The sequence below is a fragment of the Burkholderia glumae LMG 2196 = ATCC 33617 genome (assembly GCF_000960995.1).
Classification (GTDB): Bacteria; Pseudomonadota; Gammaproteobacteria; order Burkholderiales; family Burkholderiaceae; genus Burkholderia; species Burkholderia glumae.
The window spans coordinates 1,351,943-1,372,232 of the sequence record NZ_CP009435.1 but is presented as its reverse complement, the minus strand read 5'-3'; the positions used below and the strand labels follow the sequence as shown (position 1 = coordinate 1,372,232).

The window sequence follows — 20,290 nt, the reverse complement described above, 5'->3', positions numbered from 1 at the left end:
TCGTAAAGGATCGGTGCGGCACGCTCATGCGCACACGGGGTCGGATTGATACTGGAACAGCGTCGGCCAGCGCACGGCACGGCGCCATGCGGCGAGCGCGTCGCGCCCCTCGCCCGCCCCGCCGGTCTCGCCGCCGCCGGTGCCGAATTCGCCGCCGAACCATGCGTGAACGAATTCGACGGCCGCCTGCGCCACTTCCGGCGCGATCATGAAGCCGTGCCGGTACAGCCCGTTGACGGCCAGCGTCGCGCCGCCGCTCCAGACGATCGCCGGCCGGTGGTCGGGCAGCGTCGGCCGGCACTGCGAGCCGAGCTCGAGAATGCGCGCCTCGCCGAAACCGGGATGCACGGAAAACGCCGCGCTCAGCAGTTCGAGCGCCGAGCGCACGCTGACGGGCGAGAGATCCTCGCCCTCCACCTCGGTCGCGCCGATCACATAGAGATCGTCCTGCTTCGGCGCGAGGTAGAGCGGGTAGCGCGGATGCAGCAGCCGCACCGGACGCGCGAGCCCGATGCCGGGCGCGTGGATGCGCGCGACCTCGCCGCGAATTCCGCGCAGCGCCGGCAGCGCCGCTTTCGCGCCGAGCCCGCGGCAGTCGATGGTGAGCCCGGCGCGCGGCTCGGGCGCCGCCTCGACGGCCGTGTTCCAGTGCATGCCGACGCGGCGCGCGGCGAGCCCCGCAGCCAGCGCGGCGAGCGTCTGGCGGTTGTCGAGCTGGCCTTCTCGCGGCAGCAGCAGGGCGCGCGCGAAGCGCCCCGCCAAAGCGGGCTCGGCCGCGCCGACCTGCTCGCCCGCCAGCGCGACGAGCCCGCCGTCGACGAGCGTTGCCGGCGCGTTGGCGCGCACGCGGCGCTCGAACAGCGGCGCCTCGGCACGATCGGCGTGATGCCAGACCACCAGCGTGCCGTTGCGCTGGAAAAACACCGGCTCGGGCAGTTCCGCGAGCCAGGCGGGCCAGCGTTCGAGCGAGGCGGCGCCGAGTTCGGTGATCAGCAGTTCGGCGCTTGCCGCCTCGGCGAGCGGCGCGAGCATCGCCGCCGCGACCCAGGCGGCCGCGCCGGAGCCGGCCGCGTCGCCGCGTTCGTAAAGCGTCACGCGCAGGCCCGCGCCCGCGAGCCGCCACGCGATCAGCCGGCCGACCAGGCCGCCGCCCAGCACGGCGACGTCGGCACGGGTAGCAGCCGCGCTCATCGCGCGGCCGTCCTGCCGGGGCGGGTGGCGGGGCGGGCGCGGCCAGGCGGATCGGCGAGACGAGGAACGAGACTAGGCGGTGGGACGTGAAGAACGGGCATGGGCTCCTTCCGTAACGCGCAACGGCGCAATCGAACGGACGAAACCGGCGGCGGGAGCCGACCCGGAAGCCGACGCCGCGCGAACCGTGGCAATGCCAACGACGACGGCGGCGGCCAGCGCGACCCGGTGGAATCGAAAACTTCCCGCGCCGGTATTATCCGGATCGGGTGCGAAGGGTCTTCTCTCAGCCTTGCCGCCGCGCATCCCGATGCATCGTTCACCGGACGCCGACAGGCAGCAAAGCACCCCTGTTTCGTCTGGCGGCCATTAGACCACAGAAGCGGAAACGGTCGCAAACCGCGGCGCAGCATGACCGGTGCGGGATCGCGCCCGCTCCGGCAGGGGCCGGGAAGCGCCCGCGGCAGCGGCGCGCCCGACTCCCCGATTCCTGCGCGCGCCGGCACCACGCTGGCACAATGCCGGATCGCGCCGGCCGGTGGCCGCCCTCGCGCGCCACGCCGGCCGGCCGTTAAGTGCCGTTTAAGCGATGCGCGACACAATCCGCCGGACGTCGCCATATGGCACGATTTCAGGCGCGCCGCTGCGTCCACCGGTTCGCAACACGCGGCGCTTCGAATTTCGCGGCCCTGCGCCGCCTCATCCAGCAGGAAGTTCATGACCGCACCGTCCCCTGTCGCCCGCGCCGCGAACGTCCCCTCGCCCGACGATATCCGCGTCTCCGCCTGGAGCCTCATCAAGCCGTACTGGGTGTCCTCGGAATGGAAGATCGCCTGGAGCCTGCTGCTCTCGATCATCGCGATGAACCTCGCGAACGTCTGGATCAGCGTGAGGATCAACGCCTGGTACGCGGACTTCAACAACGCGCTGCAGCAGAAGCACGCCGCGCAGTTCCCGCACCTGCTGCTGGTCTTCGCCGGCCTCGCGTTCGCCTCGATCATCCTGTTCGTCTACAGCCGCTACCTGCGCCAGCTGCTCGGCTTCCGCTGGCGCCAGTGGGTCACCAACAGCGCGCTCGACGAATGGTTCGGCGACCGCGCGTTCTACCGGATCGAACGCGACCGTCTCGCCGACAACCCCGACCAGCGGATCACCAACGACCTCAACGCGCTGGCCACCACCACGCTCGCGCTGTCGCTGGACCTGCTGTCCACGGTGGTCACGCTGTTCTCGTTCATCACGATCCTGTGGGGCCTGGCGGGCGCGCTGTCGATCCCGCTCGGCGGCAGCACGATCCAGATTCCCGGCTACATGGTGTGGGCCGCCGCGCTCTACGCGCTGGTCGGCTCGTTCGTGATGCACAAGGCCGGGCACCCGCTGGTGTCGATCAACTACCAGCAGGAGCGCGTCGAGGCCGATTTCCGTTTCGGCCTGATCCGGATCCGCGAGAACGCCGAGCAGATCGCGTTCTATGACGGCATGGCGCTCGAGAAGCAGGGCGCGCAGGACCTGTTCCAGCGGATTCGCGACAACTGGTGGCGGCTGATGGCCTACACGCGGCGCCTGAACTTCGTGCTGAACTTCTACGGCCAGCTGGCGATGATCTTCCCGCTCATGGTGGCCGCGCCGCGCTACTTCGCCGGTGCCTTCTCGTTCGGCGTGCTGATGCAGATCACCAACGCCTTCGGCACCGTCAGCGACTCGTTCTCGTGGTTCATCAACAGTTACGGCACGCTGGTGGAATGGCGCGCCACCATCAACCGTCTGCGCGAATTCATGCGCGTCACGCGCAGCTCGCACCTGAAGGAAACCCTCTCGCCCGCCACCGAGCACGGCGGCATCAACCTGCACTACGTCGATGCGCCCTCGCTGACCACGCGCGGCCTGCGCCTGGCGCTGCCCGACGGCACTCCGCTCTCGAGCATCGCCGACGTGACCATCGAGCCCGGTTCGCGCTGGCTGGTGCGCGGGCCGTCCGGCGCCGGCAAGAGCACGCTGATGCGGGCGCTGGCGGGCCTCTGGCCGTTCGGCAACGGCGCGATCGACGCGCCGGTGGGCGCGCGCATGATGTTCGTGCCGCAGCAGAGCTATCTGCCGATCGGCTCGCTGAAGGCCGCCCTCACCTATCCTTCGCCGGCCGCGCGCTTCGACGACGAGACCTGCCGCGCGGCGCTGCGCGACTGCGGCCTCGCCGAGTACGCGACGCGCCTCGACGAGGCGGCGCACTGGACGCGCGTGCTCTCGCCGGGCGAGCAGCAGCGCCTGGCCGGCGCGCGCGTGCTGCTGCACAAGCCCGACTACCTGTTCCTCGACGAGGCGACGAGCGCGCTCGACGCCGACAACGAGGCGAACCTCTACAGCCTGATGGCCGCGCGCCTGCCGGGCGCGGCCATCGTCAGCATCGCCCACCGCGAAGCGCTCGCGGCGTTCCACGACCGCAGGCTGGACGTGCGGCGCACGGCCTGAGACACCGGGGCTGACCGGCCCCGCCAGCAAAAAGAGCACGCCGGGGCGTGCTCTTTTTTCGTTCGTCCGGCGGCGCGCGCCGCCGCCCGCTCAGCGCGGCAGTTCCGAATGCCCCATCAGGAACGCGTCGACGGCGCGCGCGCACTGGCGGCCTTCGCGGATCGCCCAGACCACCAGCGACTGGCCGCGGCGCATGTCGCCGGCCGCGAACACCTTGTCGACCGAGGTCGTGTAGGCACGCTCGCCTTCGGTGGCGGCGCGTGCGTTGCCGCGCGCGTCCTTGGCCACGCCGAACGCGTCGAGCACCGGCGCGGCCGGCTGCGTGAAGCCCATCGCCAGCAGCACCAGGTCCGCCTTCATCTCGAACTCGGAGCCGGCCACCTCGACCATCTTGCCGTCCTTCCATTCGACGCGCACGGCGATCAGCTTCTCGACCTTGCCGTTCTTGCCCTCGAGGCGCTTGGTCGCCACCGCCCAGTCGCGCTCGCAGCCTTCCTCGTGCGACGACGAGGTGCGCAGCTTGATCGGCCAGTACGGCCAGACGAGCGGCTTGTTCTCGGTTTCCGGCGGCTGCGGCAACAGCTCGAACTGCGTGACCGACTTCGCGCCGTGGCGGTTCGAGGTGCCCACGCAGTCCGAACCCGTGTCGCCGCCGCCGATCACGACGACGTGCTTGCCCTTGGCAAGCAGTTGGTCGGCCAGCTTGTCACCGGCGTTCACGCGGTTCTGCTGCGGCAGGAAATCCATCGCGAAATGGACGCCTTCGAGCTCGCGGCCCGGCACCGGCAGGTCGCGCGGCGTCTCGGAGCCGCCTGCGATCACCACCGCGTCGAACGTTTCCTTCAGCTGCTCGGGCGAGATGGTTTCCTTCGCCATGTTGCCGATCATGTCCGGCAGCGCTTCCTTGCCGATGAACACGCTGGTGCGGAACGTGACGCCCTCGGCTTCCATCTGGCGCATGCGGCGGTCGATCAGCCACTTCTCGAGCTTGAAGTCGGGGATGCCGTAGCGCAGCAGGCCGCCGATCCGGTCGTTCTTCTCGAACACCGTCACCTCGTGGCCGGCGCGCGCGAGCTGCTGCGCGGCCGCCAGGCCCGCCGGGCCGGAGCCGACCACGGCGACCTTCTTGCCGGTCTTGTGTTCGGCCGGCAGCGGCTTGACCCAGCCTTCGGCCCAGGCCTTGTCGATGATCGCGTGCTCGATCGACTTGATGCCGACCGGATCGTTGTTGATGCCGAGCGTGCAGGCCGCCTCGCACGGCGCCGGGCAGATGCGGCCCGTGAACTCGGGGAAGTTGTTGGTCGAGTGGAGGACCTCGATGGCCTGCTGCCAGTCCTGGCGGTACACCAGGTCGTTGAAGTCCGGGATGATGTTGTTGACCGGGCAGCCGTTGTTGCAGAACGGGATGCCGCAATCCATGCAGCGCGCGCCCTGGATCTTCGCGTCGTCGTCGGACAGCGCCGCGACGAATTCCTTGTAGTGCTTCACGCGCGTGAGCGGAGCCTCGTACGCCTCGTGGCGGCGTTCGAACTCGAGAAAACCGGTTGCCTTGCCCATAAGGTTCTCGTCTGAATCGGGGGTGTGTCGGGTGGGGAACGCGCCCGCCGGTGGCGGCGGGCGCGTCCGCTATGTCGTTTCGCGGCTGCCGTGCGCCGGGTGCGTCAGGCGGCGACGGCTTCCTTGGCGGCCTTCGCCGCCGCGATCTCGCCGAGCGCGCGCTTGTATTCGTGCGGAAACACCTTCACGAACTGGCGCCGCGCCGCGTCCCAGTTCTCCAGCAGCGACTTCGCGCGCGGCGAGCCGGTGAACTGGAAGTGACGCTCGACCAGCCCCTTGAGCAGCGCCTCGTCGGTCTGCCCGGCATGCCAGATCGCGCGGTCGACGGTGCGCTCCTGCTCGGCCTGCTGCAGCACCGGATCGAGCGCGACCATCGCCTTGTTGCACTTCGCAGCGAAGGTGCCGTCCGGATCGTAGACATAGGCGAGGCCGCCCGACATGCCGGCCGCGAAGTTGCGCCCGGTCTCGCCGAGCACCACCACCGTGCCGCCCGTCATGTACTCGCAGCCGTGGTCGCCGGTACCCTCGACCACCGCCGTGGCGCCCGAGTTGCGCACGCAGAAGCGCTCGCCCGCCACGCCGCGGAAGAAGGCCTCGCCCTCCAGCGCGCCGTACATCACCGTGTTGCCGCAGATGATGTTTTCCTCGGACTTGCCGCGGAAGTCGTTGGTCGGGCGGATGATGATGCGCCCGCCCGACAGGCCCTTGCCGACGTAGTCGTTACCGTCGCCGACCAGATCGAGCGTCACGCCCTTGGCGAGGAACGCGCCGAAGCTCTGGCCCGCGGTGCCCTTCAGCTGGATGTGGATCGCGTCGTCGGCCAGGCCCTCGCGGCCGTGCTTCTTCGCGATCACGCCGGAGAGCATCGCGCCGACCGTGCGGTTCACGTTGCGCACCGGCTGGATGAACGAGACATGCTCGCCGTTGTCGATCGCGGCACGCGCCTTCTCGATCAGCGTGTGGTCGAGCGCGCGCTCGAGGCCGTGGTCCTGCACGTCGACGTGGCGCGTCGAGGCGTTCTCGACCCGCGGCTGGTAGAACACGCGCGTGAAGTCGAGGCCCTTGGCCTTCCAGTGCTCGACGCCCTTGCGCGTGTCGAGCAGGTCGGCACGGCCGATCAGGTCGTCGAACTTCGCGATGCCGAGCTGCGCCATGATCTCGCGCACTTCCTCGGCGACGAAGAAGAAATAGTTGACGACGTGTTCCGGCTGGCCCGAGAACTTCGCGCGCAGCACCGGGTCCTGCGTCGCGACGCCGACCGGGCAGGTGTTCAGATGGCACTTGCGCATCATGATGCAGCCCTGCACCACCAGCGGCGCGGTCGCGAAGCCGAACTCGTCGGCGCCGAGCAGCGCGCCGATCGCGACGTCGCGGCCGGTCTTCATCTGGCCGTCCGCCTGCACGCGAATCCGGCCGCGCAGCCCGTTGAGCACCAGGGTCTGCTGGGTTTCGGCAAGGCCCAGCTCCCACGGCGTGCCGGCGTGCTTGAGCGACGACAGCGGCGAGGCGCCGGTGCCGCCGTCGTGGCCTGCGATCACGACGTGGTCGGCCTTGGCCTTGGCCACGCCCGCCGCCACCGTGCCGACGCCCACCTCCGAGACGAGCTTCACAGAGATGCTCGACGCCGGGTTGACGTTCTTCAGGTCGTGGATCAGCTGCGCCAGATCCTCGATCGAGTAGATGTCGTGGTGCGGCGGCGGCGAGATCAGGCCGACGCCCGGCACCGCGTAGCGCAGCTTGCCGATGTACTCGGTCACCTTGTGGCCCGGCAGTTGGCCGCCCTCGCCCGGCTTCGCGCCCTGCGCCATCTTGATCTGGATCTGGTCGGCCGACGACAGGTATTCCGCCGACACGCCGAAGCGGCCCGAGGCAACCTGCTTGATCTTGGAGCGCAGCGAATCGCCGTCCTTGAGCGGGATGTCGCGCACGACTTCCTCGCCGATCACCGAGCGCAGCGTCTCGCCGCTCTTGATCGGGATGCCGCGCAGCTCGTTGTGGTAGCGGTTCACGTCCTCGCCGCCCTCGCCGGTGTTCGACTTGCCGCCGATGCGGTTCATCGCCACCGCCAGCGTGGCATGCGCTTCCGTGCTGATCGAGCCGAGCGACATCGCGCCGGTGGCGAAGCGCTTGACGATCTCCTTGGCCGGCTCGACCTCGTCGATCGAGATCGCCTTGGACGGATCGACCTTGAACTCGAACAGGCCGCGGAACGTCATGTGACGGCGCGTCTGGTCGTTGATCAGGTGCGCGTATTCCTTGTAGGTCTGGTACGAGTTGCTGCGCGTGGCGTGCTGCAGCTTGGCGATCGAATCGGGCGTCCACATGTGGTCCTCGCCGCGCACGCGGAACGCGTACTCGCCGCCCGCGTCGAGCATGTCGCGCAGCAGCGGGTTGTCGCCGAACGCGTCGCGATGCAGGCGCAGCGCTTCCTCGGCCACCTCGAACAGGCCGATGCCGCCGACCTTCGAGGCCGTGCCCTTGAAGTACTTGTTGACGAGCTCGCTGGCGAGGCCGACCGCCTCGAAGATCTGCGCGCCGGTATAGGACATGTAGGTCGAGATGCCCATCTTCGACATCACCTTGTAGAGGCCCTTGCCGACCGCCTTGGTGAAGTTGTAGATCGCCTTCTCGGCCGACAGCTCGCCCGGCAGCCCTTCGGCCATCTTGGCGAGCGTTTCCATCGCGAGGTACGGGTGGACCGCTTCCGCGCCGTAGCCGGCCAGCAGCGCGAAGTGATGCGTCTCGCGCGCCGAGCCGGTTTCGACGACCAGGCCGGTGCTGGTGCGCAGGCCCTGGTCGACCAGGTGCGAGTGGATCGCCGAGGTGGCGAGCAGCGCCGGGATCGCGACCGTTTCCGCGTCGGTCTTGCGGTCCGACACGATCAGGATGTTGTAGCCCGACTTCACGGCATCGGCCGCCTCGGCGCACAGCGAGGCCAGACGCGCCTCGATGCCTTCCTTGCCCCAACTGGCCGGATAGCAGATGCTCAGTTCGTAGGCGCTGAACTTGCCGCCCGTGTACCGGTCGATCGAGCGGATCTTCGCGATGTCCTTGAAGTCCAGCACCGGCTGGGACACTTCCAGGCGCATCGGCGGGTTCACGTTCTGCGTGTCGAGCAAGTTCGGCTTCGGGCCGATGAACGACACGAGCGACATCACCATGTTCTCGCGGATCGGGTCGATCGGCGGGTTCGTGACCTGCGCGAACAACTGCTTGAAGTAATGGTAGAGCGTCTTGTTCTTGTTCGACATCACCGCGAGCGGCGAGTCGTTGCCCATCGAGCCGACCGCCTCCTCGCCCTGCTGCGCCATCGGCGCCATCAGGAACTTGAGGTCCTCCTGGGTATAGCCGAACGCCTGCTGGCGGTCGAGCAGCGAGGCGGCCGCCCGGCGCTCCGCGGCCACGTCCTCGTCCTTCGGGTCGATCTCGTCGAGCTTGATGCGCACCGCGTCGATCCAGCTCTTGTAGGGCTTGGCGTTGGCCAGGTTGTCCTTCAGCTCCTTGTCGTCGATGATGCGGCCGTGCTCCATGTCGATCAGGAACATCTTGCCCGGCTGCAGGCGCCACTTCTTGACGATCTTCGATTCGGGGATCGGCAGCGTGCCCGCTTCCGAGGCCATGATCACGAGATCGTCGTCGGTCACGATGTAGCGCGCCGGACGCAGGCCGTTACGGTCGAGCGTCGCGCCGATCTGGCGGCCGTCGGTGAACGCGATCGCGGCGGGGCCGTCCCACGGCTCCATCATCGCGGCATGGTATTCGTAGAACGCGCGGCGGTTGTCGTCCATCAGCGTGTGCTGCTCCCAGGCTTCCGGGATCATCATCATCATCGCGTGAACGAGCGGGTAGCCCGCCATCACCAGCAGTTCGAGGCAGTTGTCGAACGAGGCGGTGTCCGACTGGCCCGGGTAGATCAGCGGCCAGAGCTTGGGCAGGTCGTCGCCGAGCACGTGGCTCGCGATCGCGCCGGTGCGCGCGTTGAGCCAGTTGACGTTGCCCTTCACCGTGTTGATCTCGCCGTTGTGGGCGATCATCCGATACGGGTGCGCGAGCTCCCAGGCCGGGAACGTGTTGGTCGAGAAACGCTGGTGGACCAGCGCGAGCGCCGACACCACGCGTGCGTCCTGCAAGTCGAGATAGTAGACGCCGACCTGGCCCGCGAGCAGCAGGCCCTTGTAGACGATGGTGCGCGCCGACATCGACGGCACGAAGTATTCCTTGCCGTGCTTGAGCTTGAGCGCCTGGATGCGGTGGCTGGCGGTCTTGCGGATCACGTAGAGCTTGCGCTCGAGCGCGTCGGTGACGATCACGTCCTTGCCGCGGCCGATGAAGATCTGGCGGATCAGCGGCTCGGAGGCCTTGACCGTCGGCGAGACCGGCATGCTGGAATCGACCGGCACGTCGCGCCAGCCCAGCACCACCTGGCCTTCCGCCTTGACGGTGCGCTCGAGCTCCTGCTCGCAGGCGATCCGCGACGCGTTTTCCTTCGGCAGGAAGATCATCCCTACCCCGTATTCGCCGGCAGGCGGCAGCGTCACGCCCTGCTTGGCCATTTCCTCGCGGTAGAACGCGTCCGGGATCTGGATCAGGATGCCCGCGCCGTCGCCCATCAGCGGATCGGCGCCCACCGCGCCACGGTGATCGAGATTCTCGAGGATCTTCAGACCCTGCTCGATGATCTCGTGGCTCCTCTTGCCCTTGATGTGAGCGACGAAACCGACGCCGCAGGCGTCATGCTCGTTCTGCGGGTCGTACAGACCTTGCGCGGCGGGGGCCGCGCCGTGCGGCTCTTGGTGGTCGTTCATGGGGACACCGTCTGGTAAGGGCCTCGCGGCCGTTGAAACGTCTGCTGGGAGCCCGCCGCTCGGCGGCGACGTGGCGGGCAAATCCGGACACGATCGCGCCCGGCATGCCGGAATCCGGAATATACGCGACGAATCAAGCGCGTGGCAAATAAAACCGTTTGTTCTGACACCTATTTAACGAATGTTTCCATTTGGTGCCTTTTTATTGGGGACGTATCGAAAAGGTGCAAAAAAAGCGGCATCCGAGGATGCCGCCGGGCGCGCCGCCGTTATTGCTGATGCGCGGGCGGGTTGTGCGGGCCGTTGTTTTCACGTACCTTACGCGGCCGTCCGCGCGGTAGCGGCGAAACGCGGCGATTGGCGGTGCGCGCCGCCCACTCGCGGTAGGTTTCGCCGCCGAGCACCCAGCCCTTGAGCGTGGCCTGCTGCAACTGCTCGGTCTGGCGCTCGTCGAGCGGCTGCTCGCAGAGTTCCTTGTAGGCGCGCTGCCGTTCGAACGGCGTGTTGCCGAGCGCCCAGTAGAGCGGGTGATCGGTAATCAGGCTGTCGACGGTCAGGCCGATGTGGTGGCGATAGCTCGACCAGCGATAGCCCTCGGCCGTCTGGGCCAGCTGGGCACGCACCGGGCTCAGCTCCACCACCCGGCTCGCCAGCAGGAAGTAGCGTTCGCCCTCGATCACGGTGGCGCGGTAGCGCCCTTCCCAGAGCGTGCCGCGCCGCGAGTAGCGCCGGTTGAAGTGAGCGACGTAGCGCCGGCCGACCGCCTGCATCGCCTTCGGCAGGCTCGCCTCGTCGCTTGGCGTGACGAGCAGTTGAACCTGTCGGGGCAGCAGCACGTAGGCATGCACTGCCAGTTGATGATCGCGCGCCGCCGCCTTCAGGCAATCGATGAAAAGCTCGTAATCCTGGTCATCGACGAACGCCGGTTGCTGATCCAGACCGCGCAGAATGACGTGCTGCGGCTGATCGGGAACATAGAGTCGTGCTAGCCGTGCCATGCTGAATGTCCGTTTGATCGCGTTAGGAAATACCCGAAGGCCCGAATGACTGCATCCGCGCAGAGCCCCGCGCGGCAGGGAGGATTCGCACGAATGTGCGGACCCTAGGGAAATTGCTCTAGCTTACTAGCCTATTCCGTTTGAAACGCCGTAGTCATAATGAGCACGCTCAAATCAAGGAGGAGACAATCTATGAAACAACAATTGGCCATTACGGGGGCTGTTGCGCTGGCATTGCTGACCGCCGGCACCACCGCACAAGCACAATCGGCTGGAAGCTTCTACGTCACCACGGGCTGGTTTCACCTTGCCCCTCAGGATTCGAGCGACCCGCTGAAGGTGATGTCCGTCGGCGGCACGCCCGTGAACCGCTCGGTCGCCAACACCGGCGCCGGTATCAGCGACGCCGACACGCTCGGCATCACCACCGGCTATTTCGTGACCGACCACATCGCTGCCGAGTTCGTCTACGGGATCCCGCCAAAGTTCAATCTGAACGGTAAGGGTTCGCTCTCGCCGTTCGGCACGCTCGGCCATGCCTACCAGTGGAGCCCGGCGGTCCTGCTCAAGTACTACTTCAACAGCGCCGAGGCGAAATTCCGCCCCTATGTCGGCGTCGGCGCGTCGTACATCTACTTCACCGGCGCCAAGCTGACCAACCGCACCTTCGAAAACAACGTGCTCGGCGGCCCGACCAACGTCACCACCAGCAACCAGTGGGCCCCCGTGTTCAACGCCGGCTTCAACTACAACTTCACGAAGCACTGGTTCGCCGGCGTGTCGATCTCGTACATCCCGGTAAGCCTGACCGCCACGCTGACCACCCAACGTCCCACGCAGGTCGGCACCCTCACCCAAACCTCGCAGGCGCACATCAAGCTCAATCCGATCGTCAGCTACGTGAACATCGGCTACCGCTTCTAAGCGTAGTCGAATATTTGGGGAATGGTTATTTTCGCTGCAATTTGTAGCGATTTTTTCCTGAAGTTACGAAAACGGAAAGCAATCATGCTCCGGCCCCTGAGGGCCGGAGCAGATTCACTTCCATCATCGCGGCAAATCCGCGACTTTATTCTCCGGACTTGGCAAACTGCGGCCCGATCGAGTCGATCCGGTCGGTGCAGATCAGGTCCACGCCCCAGTCGAGCAGCTCGCTCGCGCGCGCGGGCTCGTTGACGGTGTAGGCCAGCACATGCAATCCGGCTGCCCGGATTGCGGCGACGCTCGCCGCGTCTAGCGCGAGATGGCTCGCGTGCAGCGAAACGCAGCCCAGTTCGGCCGTGAGCGCGCGCCAGTCGGCAGGCAGCGTCTCGACCAGCAGCCCGCGCGGCAGAGCGGGCGCGGCGGCGCGCGCCGCCGCCAGCGCCGCCACCGAAAACGACGACAGCAGCGGCGGCACCGCCGCGTCGTGCCAGAGGCGGGCCGCGTCGCACGCGACGCGCTCGCCCGTCTCGGCCTCGCGGCCGGGGCAGGGCTTGATCTCGACATTGGCGGCAAGCCCGAGCGCGAGGCAGCGCGCGGCGGCCTGCTCGAGCGTCGGCATCCGCTCGCCGGCGAAGCGCGCGTCGAACCAGGCGCCGGCGTCGAGCGCCGCCAGTTCGCGATAAGCCATGGCCGCGGCCGCGCCGCGCCCGTTCGAGGTGCGCTCGACGGTGTCGTCGTGCAGCAGGAAGCTCACGCCGTCGGCCGACAGCTTGGCGTCGAACTCCACCATCCGGTGCCCGCGCCGCGCGCCCTCCTCGAGCGCCGCCAGCGTGTTCTCGGGCGCGAGCCGGCCGCCGCCGCGATGCGCGACGATCCGGGCGAGGCCGGCATAGGGCCAGCCGATGGGGGCGTGGGTGTCGCTCATCGCGGCGTTCTCCTGATGGCCCCGCCGCATCGCCGGCGCGGCGGGAAAATGATTCGGCCGATGCGGCTCAGTTCGCGCGCCGGCCCGTGACGGGATCGAAGAAGTGCAGGCGGTGCGCGGGCAGCGAGACGGCCAGCGCGGTGCCGCGCGCGGGCCGCTCCGCATAGGGCAGCCGCACGGCCAGGTCGTAGGGCCCCCAGCGGCCGTGCACGAGATTGTCGGCGCCGAGCAGCTCGCAGGAGTCGACGACGAGCGGCGCGACCGGCATGCCCGGCTGCGGCGTCATGTGCTCGGGCCGCACGCCGAGCACCCACTCGCGGCCCGGCGCCACCTCGCGGCCGATGCCGGCGGCACCGGCCACCGGCAGGCGCGGGCCGCCGTCGTTCACCTCGAACAGCGCGCCGTCGGCCGACAGCCGGCCACGCAGCAGATTCATCGCCGGCGAGCCGATGAAGCCGGCCACGAACACCGTTGCCGGCTTCTCGTAGACGTCGACCGGCGCGCCGATCTGCTCCGCGCGCCCGAGGTTCATCACGATCACGCGCTGCGCGAGCGTCATGGCCTCGATCTGATCGTGCGTCACGTACACGCTGGTGGTGCGCAGCCGGCCGTGCAGGCGCTGGATCTCGAGCCGCATCTGCACGCGCAGCTTCGCGTCGAGGTTCGACAACGGCTCGTCGAACAGGAACACGGCCGGCTCGCGCACGATCGCGCGGCCCATCGCGACGCGCTGGCGCTGGCCGCCCGACAGTTCGCGCGGGCGCCGCGCGAGCAGCGGCTCGAGTTCGAGGATGCGCGCGGCCGAGGCCACGCGCTGCTCGATCACGGCCCGCTCGATGCCGCGGATCTTCAGGCCATAGCCCATGTTCTGCGCGACCGTCATGTGCGGATACAGCGCGTAGTTCTGGAACACCATCGCGATGTCGCGGTCCTTCGGCTCCAGGGTGTTGACCACCTGCCCGCCGATCGCGATCTCGCCCTCGGAGATGCTCTCCAGGCCCGCGATCATCCGCAGCAGCGTGGATTTCCCGCAGCCGGACGGTCCGACCAGCACCACGAACTCGCCGTCGGCGATCTCGACGTCGATGCCGTGCAGCACGGCATACTTGCCGTCATAGGTCTTCCTGACGCCGTTCAAGCTCAGTGCAGCCATGCTTCGCAACTCTCCGGATAAAGCGGGTTATTTTTCGGTGTCCACCAGGCCGCGCACGAACCAGCGCTGCATCGCCAGCACCACCACCAGCGGCGGCAGCATCGTCAGCAGCGTGGCGGCCATCACGAGATGCCATTCGGTGGCCGCGTCGCCGCTCGCGATCATGGTCTTGATGCCGACCACGGCGGTGGACATCGCGCCGTCGGTGGTGATCAGGATCGGCCACAAATACTGGTTCCAGCCGTAGATGAAGGTGATCACGAACAGCGCCGCGATGCTGGTGTGCGACAGCGGCAGCACCACGTCCCAGAAGAAGCGCAGCGGCCCGGCCCCGTCGATTCGGGCGGCGTCCATCAGCTCGTCGGGCAGCGTCATGAAGAACTGCCGGAACAGGAAGGTGGCCGTGGCCGAGGCCATCAGCGGCAGCGTCAGGCCCGCGTAGCCGTTGGTCATGCCGAGCGTGGACACCACCTGCACGGTCGGGAAGATGCGCACCTCCACCGGCAGCATCAGCGTGACGAAGATCACCCAGAACGCGGCGTTGCGCAGCGGGAAGCGGAAGTAGACGATCGCGTAGGCCGACAGGATCGACACGGCGATCTTGCCGAACGCGATTGCCAGCGCCATCACCAGGCTGTTCATCAGCAGCACGCCGAACGGCGCGGTGGTGGCGCCGCTGCCGCGATGCCAGATGGTGGCGATGTTCTCGAACAGGTGCGTGCTCGGCACCAGCGACATCGGCACCGTGAACACCTCGGCCGAACTCATCGTCGCGGCGCAAAAGCCCACGTAGACGGGAAACAGCAGGAGCGCGGCGCCTGCGATCAGCACCGCGTGACAGAACCGGTCGAAGCCCTTGCGATTCTCGATCATGCGTATTGCACCCGGCGTTCGACGAAGCGGAATTGCACCACGGTCAGCGCGACCACGATCACCATCAGCACCACCGACTGCGCGCCCGAGCTGCCGATGTCGAGCCCCTGGAAGCCCTCGGTGAAGATCTTGTAGATCAGCGTCTTGGTGCTTTGGCCGGGGCCGCCCGCGGTGGCCGCGTCGATCACCGGGAAGGTGTCGAAGAACGCGTAGACGAGGTTGACGATCAGCAGGAAGAAGCTGGTGGGCGAAAGCAGCGGCAGCGCGATGTCGACGAAGCGGCGCGCGGGGCCGGCGCCGTCGAGCGCGGCCGCCTCGATCAGCGAGCGCGGAATCGCCTGCAGGCCGGCGTAGAAGAACAGGAAGTTGTAGCTGACCTGCTTCCAGACCGACGCGATCACCACCAGCGCCATCGCCTGATCGGCGTCGAGCGCGTGGTTCCAGACGATGCCGAGCCTGGCGAGCGCATAGGTGATCACGCCGATGCTCGGGTTGAACAGGAACGCCCATAGCACGGCGGCCACCGTCGGCGCCACCGCATACGGCCAGATCAGCAGCGTGCGATAGGTGCGCGAGCCGCGCACCACGCGATCCGCGCAGGCCGCCAGCAGCAGCGAGACGGCGAGCCCGATCACGGTCACCAGCCCGCTGAACACCAGCGTGGTGCGCAGCGAGTCGAGATAGAGCGGATCGCCGAACAGGTGCGCGAAGTTGGCGAAGCCGACGAACTCGCTGGTAGTGCCGAACGCGTCCTGCGACTGCGTCGATTGCCAGAGCGCGACGCCGGCCGGCCAGAGAAAGAACACCGCGGTGATCGCGAGCTGCGGCGCGACCAGCAGGTACGGCAGCAGGCCGGCACCGAAACGGGAACGGGAACGGGTACGAGATGACATCGATGGCTTTCCGTCGACGGGAAAACCGGCCTCGCGCGCCCGCGCGCGGCCGGGCGAGGCTCAGGAACCCTGCTTCTCGAAGCGGCGCAGCAGCTCGTTGCCGCGCGCGACGGCCGAATCGAGCGCGGCCTGCGGTGTTTTCTTCTGCGCCCAGACCTGTTCGAGCTCCTCGTCGACGATGGTGCGGATCTGCGGCATGTTGCCGAGGCGCAGCCCCTTCGTGAACGGCAGCGGCGGCTTGTTCAGCATCTGCTTGATCGCGGTGTCGGCCCCCGGGTTCCTGGCGTAGAAGCCCTGCTCGCGGGTGAGGTCGTAGGCGGCCGTGGTGACGGGCAGGTAGCCCGTGTCCTGATGCCACTTCGCGGCGACCGCCGGCGAGCTGAGGTAGGCGAGGAACTTCGCGACGCCCTTGTAGGTGTTCGCGTCCTTGCCGCCCAGCACCCACAGGCTCGCGCCGCCGATCAGCGCGTTCTGCGGCGCGCCCTTCACGTTGTCGTCGTACGGCATCATGCCGGTGCCGAAATCGAACTTGGCGTACTTGCGGATCGTCGCGAGCGCGCCCGACGAGGTCGTCATGATCGCGCAGTCGCCGCTGTAGAACTTGCCGGTCGCCTCGTCCTTGCGGCCGGCATAGGTATAGGTGCCGTCCCTGGCCATCTGCTGCAGGAACTGGATGTGGGCGACCTGCTGCGGCTTGTTGAATTCGAGCACCGCGTCGGTGCCGTCGAAGCCGTTGTTGCGCGTGGCGACCGGCAGGCCGTGCCAAGCGCTGTAGTTCTCGATCTGGATCCAGCCCTGCCAGCCCGTGGTGTAGCCGCAGGTCGCGCCGGCGCGGCGCAGCTTCTCGGCGTCGGTCTTCACCTCGGCCCAGGTCTTCGGCGGCTGGTTCGGATCGAGCCCGGCCTTCTTGAACCAATCCTTGTTGTAGTAGAGCAACGGCGTCGAGCTGTTGAACGGCATCGACATCAGGTGGCCCGTCTTCGCGTCGCTGTAATAGCTCGCCACGGTCGGCACGAAGGCCTTCTCGTCGAGCGGCACGCCGGCCTGCCGGAACACCTCGGAGACGGGCAGCACGGCCTTCTTGGCCTGCATCATGGTGGCGGTGCCTACCTCGTACACCTGCAGGATCGCCGGCGCGTTGCCGCTGCGGTAGGCCGCGATGCCGGCCGCGAGCGCCTGGTCGTAGGTGCCCTTGAATACCGGCACGATCCGGTAGTCGCTCTGCGAGGCGTTGAACTGCTCGGCGATCGCGTTGACCTTGTCGCCGAGCGCCGCCTCCATCGCGTGCCAGAACTGGATCTCGGTGGCCGCGAACGCGGCGCCCTGCATGCCGAACCAGATCGCGCCGCCGGCAGCCAGCGAGCGAACCACGGTGTTGACTCTCATCGACCTATCTCCGTTATATGGCGGCGCGGCTCGAACAGCCGCCCGCGTGGGTGCCAACCCAGCGTGTTTGTCCGCGCCGAGCCGGACCGGGCAGTCTAATTCTCGTCCATGACAAAAAGGCGTTGGTATTCCTTCAGCGCGAAACGGTCGGTCATGCCGGCGATGTAATGCGCGACGAGCCGCGCCTGCAGGGCCGGATCCGCGTGCTGGTAGGCGGGCGGCAGCAGGCGCGAATCGCCCGTGAAGGCGTCGAACAGGCCCTTGATGACGCGCTGCGCCTTGTTGGCCATGCGCATCACCTTGTAGTGGCGATAGAGATTCTGGAACAGGAAGCGCTTGAGCTCGGCTGCCTCGGCCGCGATCACGGCGCTGTGCGCGACGAGCGGCGGGCAGCGGCGCACGTCGTCGAGCGAGGCCGGCGCGTGCTCGGTCAGGTTGCGCGTGGTGGCGTCGATCAGATCGACGATCAGCGTGTTGATGATGCGGCGCACCGTTTCGTGAACGAGGCGGCGCCCCTCGATCGACGGAAAATCGGCGAGCGCCGCGTCGTAGTGGCGGCGCCAGAGCGCCACGCCTGCCAGTTGCTCGAAGCTGATCAGGCCCGAGCGCAGGCCGTCGTCGACGTCGTGATTGTTGTAGGCGATCTCGTCGGCGATGTTGGCGATTTGCGCCTCCAGCGACGGCTGGCGTCCTTCGAGAAAGCGCTCGCCGAGTGCGCCGAGCCGGCGTGCGTTCTCGCGCGAGCAGTGCTTGAGGATGCCCTCGCGCGTCTCGAAGCAGAGGTTGAGTCCGTCGAACGCGCCGTAGTGCTGCTCGAGCTCGTCCACCACGGCGAGGCTCTGCAGGTTGTGCTCGAAGCCGCCATGCTCACGCATGCAGGCATTGAGCGCGTCCTGGCCCGCATGGCCGAACGGCGTGTGGCCGAGGTCGTGCGCGAGCGAGATCGCCTCCACCAGATCCTCGTTCAGGCGCAGGTTGCGCGCCACCGAGCGGGCGATCTGCGCGACCTCGAGACTGTGCGTGAGCCGCGTGCGGAACAGGTCGCCCTCGTGGTTCACGAACACCTGCGTCTTGTATTCGAGCCGGCGAAACGCGGTGGAATGGACAATGCGGTCGCGATCGCGCTGGAACTCGGTGCGCGCGGCCGGCGGGCTCTCGGGATGGCGGCGCCCGCGCGTGCGCGAGGCATGGGCCGCGTAGGGCGCCAGGTGCGCCTCGAGCGCGGCGACGGTGGGCGCCGCGACGGGGCCGCTGGCCCGGCCGCCTCGCTCGGCTGGCGTAGCGGGGCAAACCGCTGGCCCGGGTGATGCGGGCGCCGCGGGCGGCGCCGGCCGCGGGCCGGATGGGGCAGCGGCGGCCCGCCTGTCGTCGATAGGGTGTGGCAATTCGCGCGGTGTTTCGCTCACTGACTCCTCCACTGGGGCGCCGGCCGATCCGGCGCCGTGTTACCGGATCGCGGCCTCGAGCGTCGCCCGCACCGCCTCGTCGGGCGCGGAGGTGATCGACGAGGCGCCGATCCGGTCTAGCAGGATGAACTTGATCGCCCCTGCTTCCGCCTTCTTGTCGACTTGCATCAGTTCGAGGTAGCGGCCGGCGCCGAGGTCCGGTGCGCGCACCGGCAGGTGCGCGGCGGCAATCACGCGGTTCAGGCGCTGGCGCGCCGCGTCGTCGAGCCGGCCGACGCGTACCGACAGGTCGGCCGCCATCACCATCCCGCAGCCCACCGCCTCGCCGTGCAGCCATTCGCCGTAGCCGAGACCGGCCTCGATCGCATGGCCGAAGGTGTGGCCGAAATTGAGGATCGCGCGCAACCCGCCCTCGCGCTCATCGGCGGCCACCACGCTGGCCTTGATCTCGCACGAGCGCCGCACCGCCTCGGCGAGTGCGGCCGGATCGCGGCGGTTCAATGCCTCGACGTTCGCCTCGATCCAGTCGAAGAACGCCGAGTCGGCGATCGCGCCGGTCTTGATCACCTCGGCGATGCCGGCCGCGAGCTCGCGCGCGGGCAGCGTGCGCAGCACGCCGATGTCGGCGATCACCGCTTGCGGCTGGTAGAACGCGCCGATCATGTTCTTGCCGAGCGGATGGTTGATGCCGGTCTTGCCGCCGACCGACGAATCGACCTGCGACAGCAGCGTGGTCGGCACCTGGATGAACGGCACGCCGCGCATGTAGCAGGCGGCCGCGAAGCCGGTCATGTCGCCCACCACGCCGCCGCCGAGCGCGACCAGGGTGGTCCTGCGATCGGCGCGCGAGCCGAGCAGCCCGTCGAAGATCAGGTTCAGCGTTTCCCACTGCTTGTAGGATTCGCCGTCGGGCAGCACCACGGTATCGACCTGCTTGCCGAGCGGTGCGAGCGCGGCGCGCAGCGCGTCGCCATAGAGCGGATCGACGGTGGTATTGGTGACGACGGTGACGGCGGCGCCCTTGATGTGCGGGGCAAACAGTTCGGTGCGGCCGATCAGGCCGTCGCCGATATGAATCGGGTAGGCGCAGTCGCCCAGGTCGACGTTGACGGTAATCATGCTTGTAGCGGCTTGGCGACGATGCCGGCCAGCTCGAGCTGCATCAGCACCATGTTGACGAGTCCGTTGACCGACGGACGGCCGGTTTCGATCACGAAGTGCGCGCATTCGCGGTAGAGCGGATCGCGCACCTCGTACAAGGCTTCGAGCCGGGCCTTCGGATCTTCCGTCTGCAGCAGCGGGCGATTTTTGTCCTTGCGGGTTCTCAGCCAGAGATCGTGCGGGTTCGCACGCAGATAGATGACGATGCCGCGCGAACGCAGCGCGTCGCGGTTTGCTGGGCGCATCACGGCGCCGCCGCCGGTCGCGAGCACGACATTGCCGCGCAGCGTGAGCTCGTGGATCATCTTTTCCTCGCGGTCGCGAAAACCGGTCTCGCCCTCGAGTTCGAAAATGACCGGGATCCGCGTACCGGTACGTGCTTCGATTTCGTGATCGGAATCGAAGAAGGGCCGGTCGAGACGGCGCGCGACGGCCCGACCCACGGTGGTCTTACCGGCCCCCATGAGTCCGACGAAAAATACGCTTGCGTATGGATCCCGCGCTTGCAACGGCTTCCTCTGTTTCAATCTGGCTGGTGGTGTGGCGCAGCTT

The 20,290-nt window shown here is 67.9% G+C and carries 14 protein-coding genes and 1 riboswitch; of the genes, 2 read left to right on the top strand and 12 right to left on the bottom strand.

Translation table 11 applies throughout. The features are described from left to right. Positions 1 to 24: 24 nt before the first annotated feature. A complete protein-coding gene (locus tag KS03_RS18805) occupies positions 25 to 1,191 on the bottom strand; it encodes an FAD-dependent oxidoreductase (RefSeq protein WP_012734410.1) in 1,167 nt (388 codons plus the stop codon). A 225-nt stretch (positions 1,192 to 1,416) separates the two neighbouring features. Further along, positions 1,417 to 1,553: riboswitch (TPP riboswitch) on the bottom strand. A gap of 355 nt (positions 1,554 to 1,908) precedes the next feature. On the opposite strand from KS03_RS18805, the gene KS03_RS18800 reads away from it, so the two are divergent. Next, complete coding sequence (locus tag KS03_RS18800) at positions 1,909 to 3,657, top strand: ABC transporter ATP-binding protein/permease (RefSeq protein ID WP_012734409.1); 1,749 nt, start codon at positions 1,909 to 1,911, stop codon at positions 3,655 to 3,657. A 90-nt stretch (positions 3,658 to 3,747) separates the two neighbouring features. On the opposite strand, the gene KS03_RS18795 is transcribed toward KS03_RS18800, so the two are convergent. The 3 genes from KS03_RS18795 to KS03_RS18785 form a co-directional block, all read right to left on the bottom strand. Next, a complete protein-coding gene (locus KS03_RS18795; RefSeq protein WP_012734408.1) occupies positions 3,748 to 5,214 on the bottom strand; it encodes a glutamate synthase subunit beta in 1,467 nt (488 codons plus the stop codon). A 104-nt stretch (positions 5,215 to 5,318) separates the two neighbouring features. Continuing rightward, the gene (locus KS03_RS18790; RefSeq protein ID WP_012734407.1) at positions 5,319 to 10,019 is read right to left on the bottom strand and encodes a glutamate synthase-related protein; all 4,701 of its coding nucleotides are present in this window, start codon (positions 10,017 to 10,019) and stop codon (positions 5,319 to 5,321) included. A gap of 269 nt (positions 10,020 to 10,288) precedes the next feature. Then, positions 10,289 to 11,017: a transposase gene (locus KS03_RS18785; RefSeq protein WP_012734406.1), complete on the bottom strand. Its 729-nt coding sequence runs from the start codon at positions 11,015 to 11,017 to the stop codon at positions 10,289 to 10,291. A gap of 192 nt (positions 11,018 to 11,209) precedes the next feature. On the opposite strand from KS03_RS18785, the gene KS03_RS18780 reads away from it, so the two are divergent. Then, positions 11,210 to 11,941, top strand: coding sequence for an OmpW/AlkL family protein (locus tag KS03_RS18780; protein WP_012734405.1), 732 nt, complete (start codon positions 11,210 to 11,212; stop codon positions 11,939 to 11,941). A gap of 145 nt (positions 11,942 to 12,086) precedes the next feature. Here KS03_RS18780 and ugpQ read toward each other — a convergent pair whose 3' ends face one another. The 8 genes from ugpQ to KS03_RS18740 form a co-directional block, all read right to left on the bottom strand. Further along, complete coding sequence (ugpQ, locus tag KS03_RS18775) at positions 12,087 to 12,866, bottom strand: glycerophosphodiester phosphodiesterase (RefSeq protein WP_012734404.1); 780 nt, start codon at positions 12,864 to 12,866, stop codon at positions 12,087 to 12,089. Between the two features lie 67 nt (positions 12,867 to 12,933). Further along, on the bottom strand, positions 12,934 to 14,019 hold the full coding sequence (locus KS03_RS18770; protein ID WP_045678877.1) for a sn-glycerol-3-phosphate import ATP-binding protein UgpC: 1,086 nt from the start codon (positions 14,017 to 14,019) through the stop codon (positions 12,934 to 12,936). Positions 14,020 to 14,046: 27 nt separating this feature from the next. Next, positions 14,047 to 14,892, bottom strand: a complete 846-nt coding sequence (gene ugpE, locus KS03_RS18765) for a sn-glycerol-3-phosphate ABC transporter permease UgpE (RefSeq protein WP_012734402.1) — start codon at positions 14,890 to 14,892, stop codon at positions 14,047 to 14,049. Further along, a complete protein-coding gene (gene ugpA / locus KS03_RS18760; RefSeq protein ID WP_012734401.1) occupies positions 14,889 to 15,785 on the bottom strand; it encodes a sn-glycerol-3-phosphate ABC transporter permease UgpA in 897 nt (298 codons plus the stop codon). Before ugpA ends, ugpE begins: the two co-directional genes overlap by 4 nt. Before the next feature lie 60 nt (positions 15,786 to 15,845). Further along, complete coding sequence (gene ugpB / locus KS03_RS18755) at positions 15,846 to 17,171, bottom strand: sn-glycerol-3-phosphate ABC transporter substrate-binding protein UgpB (RefSeq protein WP_012734400.1); 1,326 nt, start codon at positions 17,169 to 17,171, stop codon at positions 15,846 to 15,848. Positions 17,172 to 17,266: 95 nt separating this feature from the next. Continuing rightward, positions 17,267 to 18,577, bottom strand: a complete 1,311-nt coding sequence (locus KS03_RS18750) for a deoxyguanosinetriphosphate triphosphohydrolase (protein ID WP_012734399.1) — start codon at positions 18,575 to 18,577, stop codon at positions 17,267 to 17,269. Between the two features lie 39 nt (positions 18,578 to 18,616). Continuing rightward, entirely contained in the window at positions 18,617 to 19,696 is a 1,080-nt protein-coding gene (aroB, locus tag KS03_RS18745) for a 3-dehydroquinate synthase (RefSeq protein ID WP_012734398.1), read from the bottom strand. Continuing rightward, on the bottom strand, positions 19,693 to 20,247 hold the full coding sequence (locus KS03_RS18740) for a shikimate kinase (protein ID WP_035979999.1): 555 nt from the start codon (positions 20,245 to 20,247) through the stop codon (positions 19,693 to 19,695). The genes aroB and KS03_RS18740 overlap by 4 nt, the downstream gene beginning before the upstream one ends. Between the last annotated feature and the right edge of the window lie 43 nt (positions 20,248 to 20,290).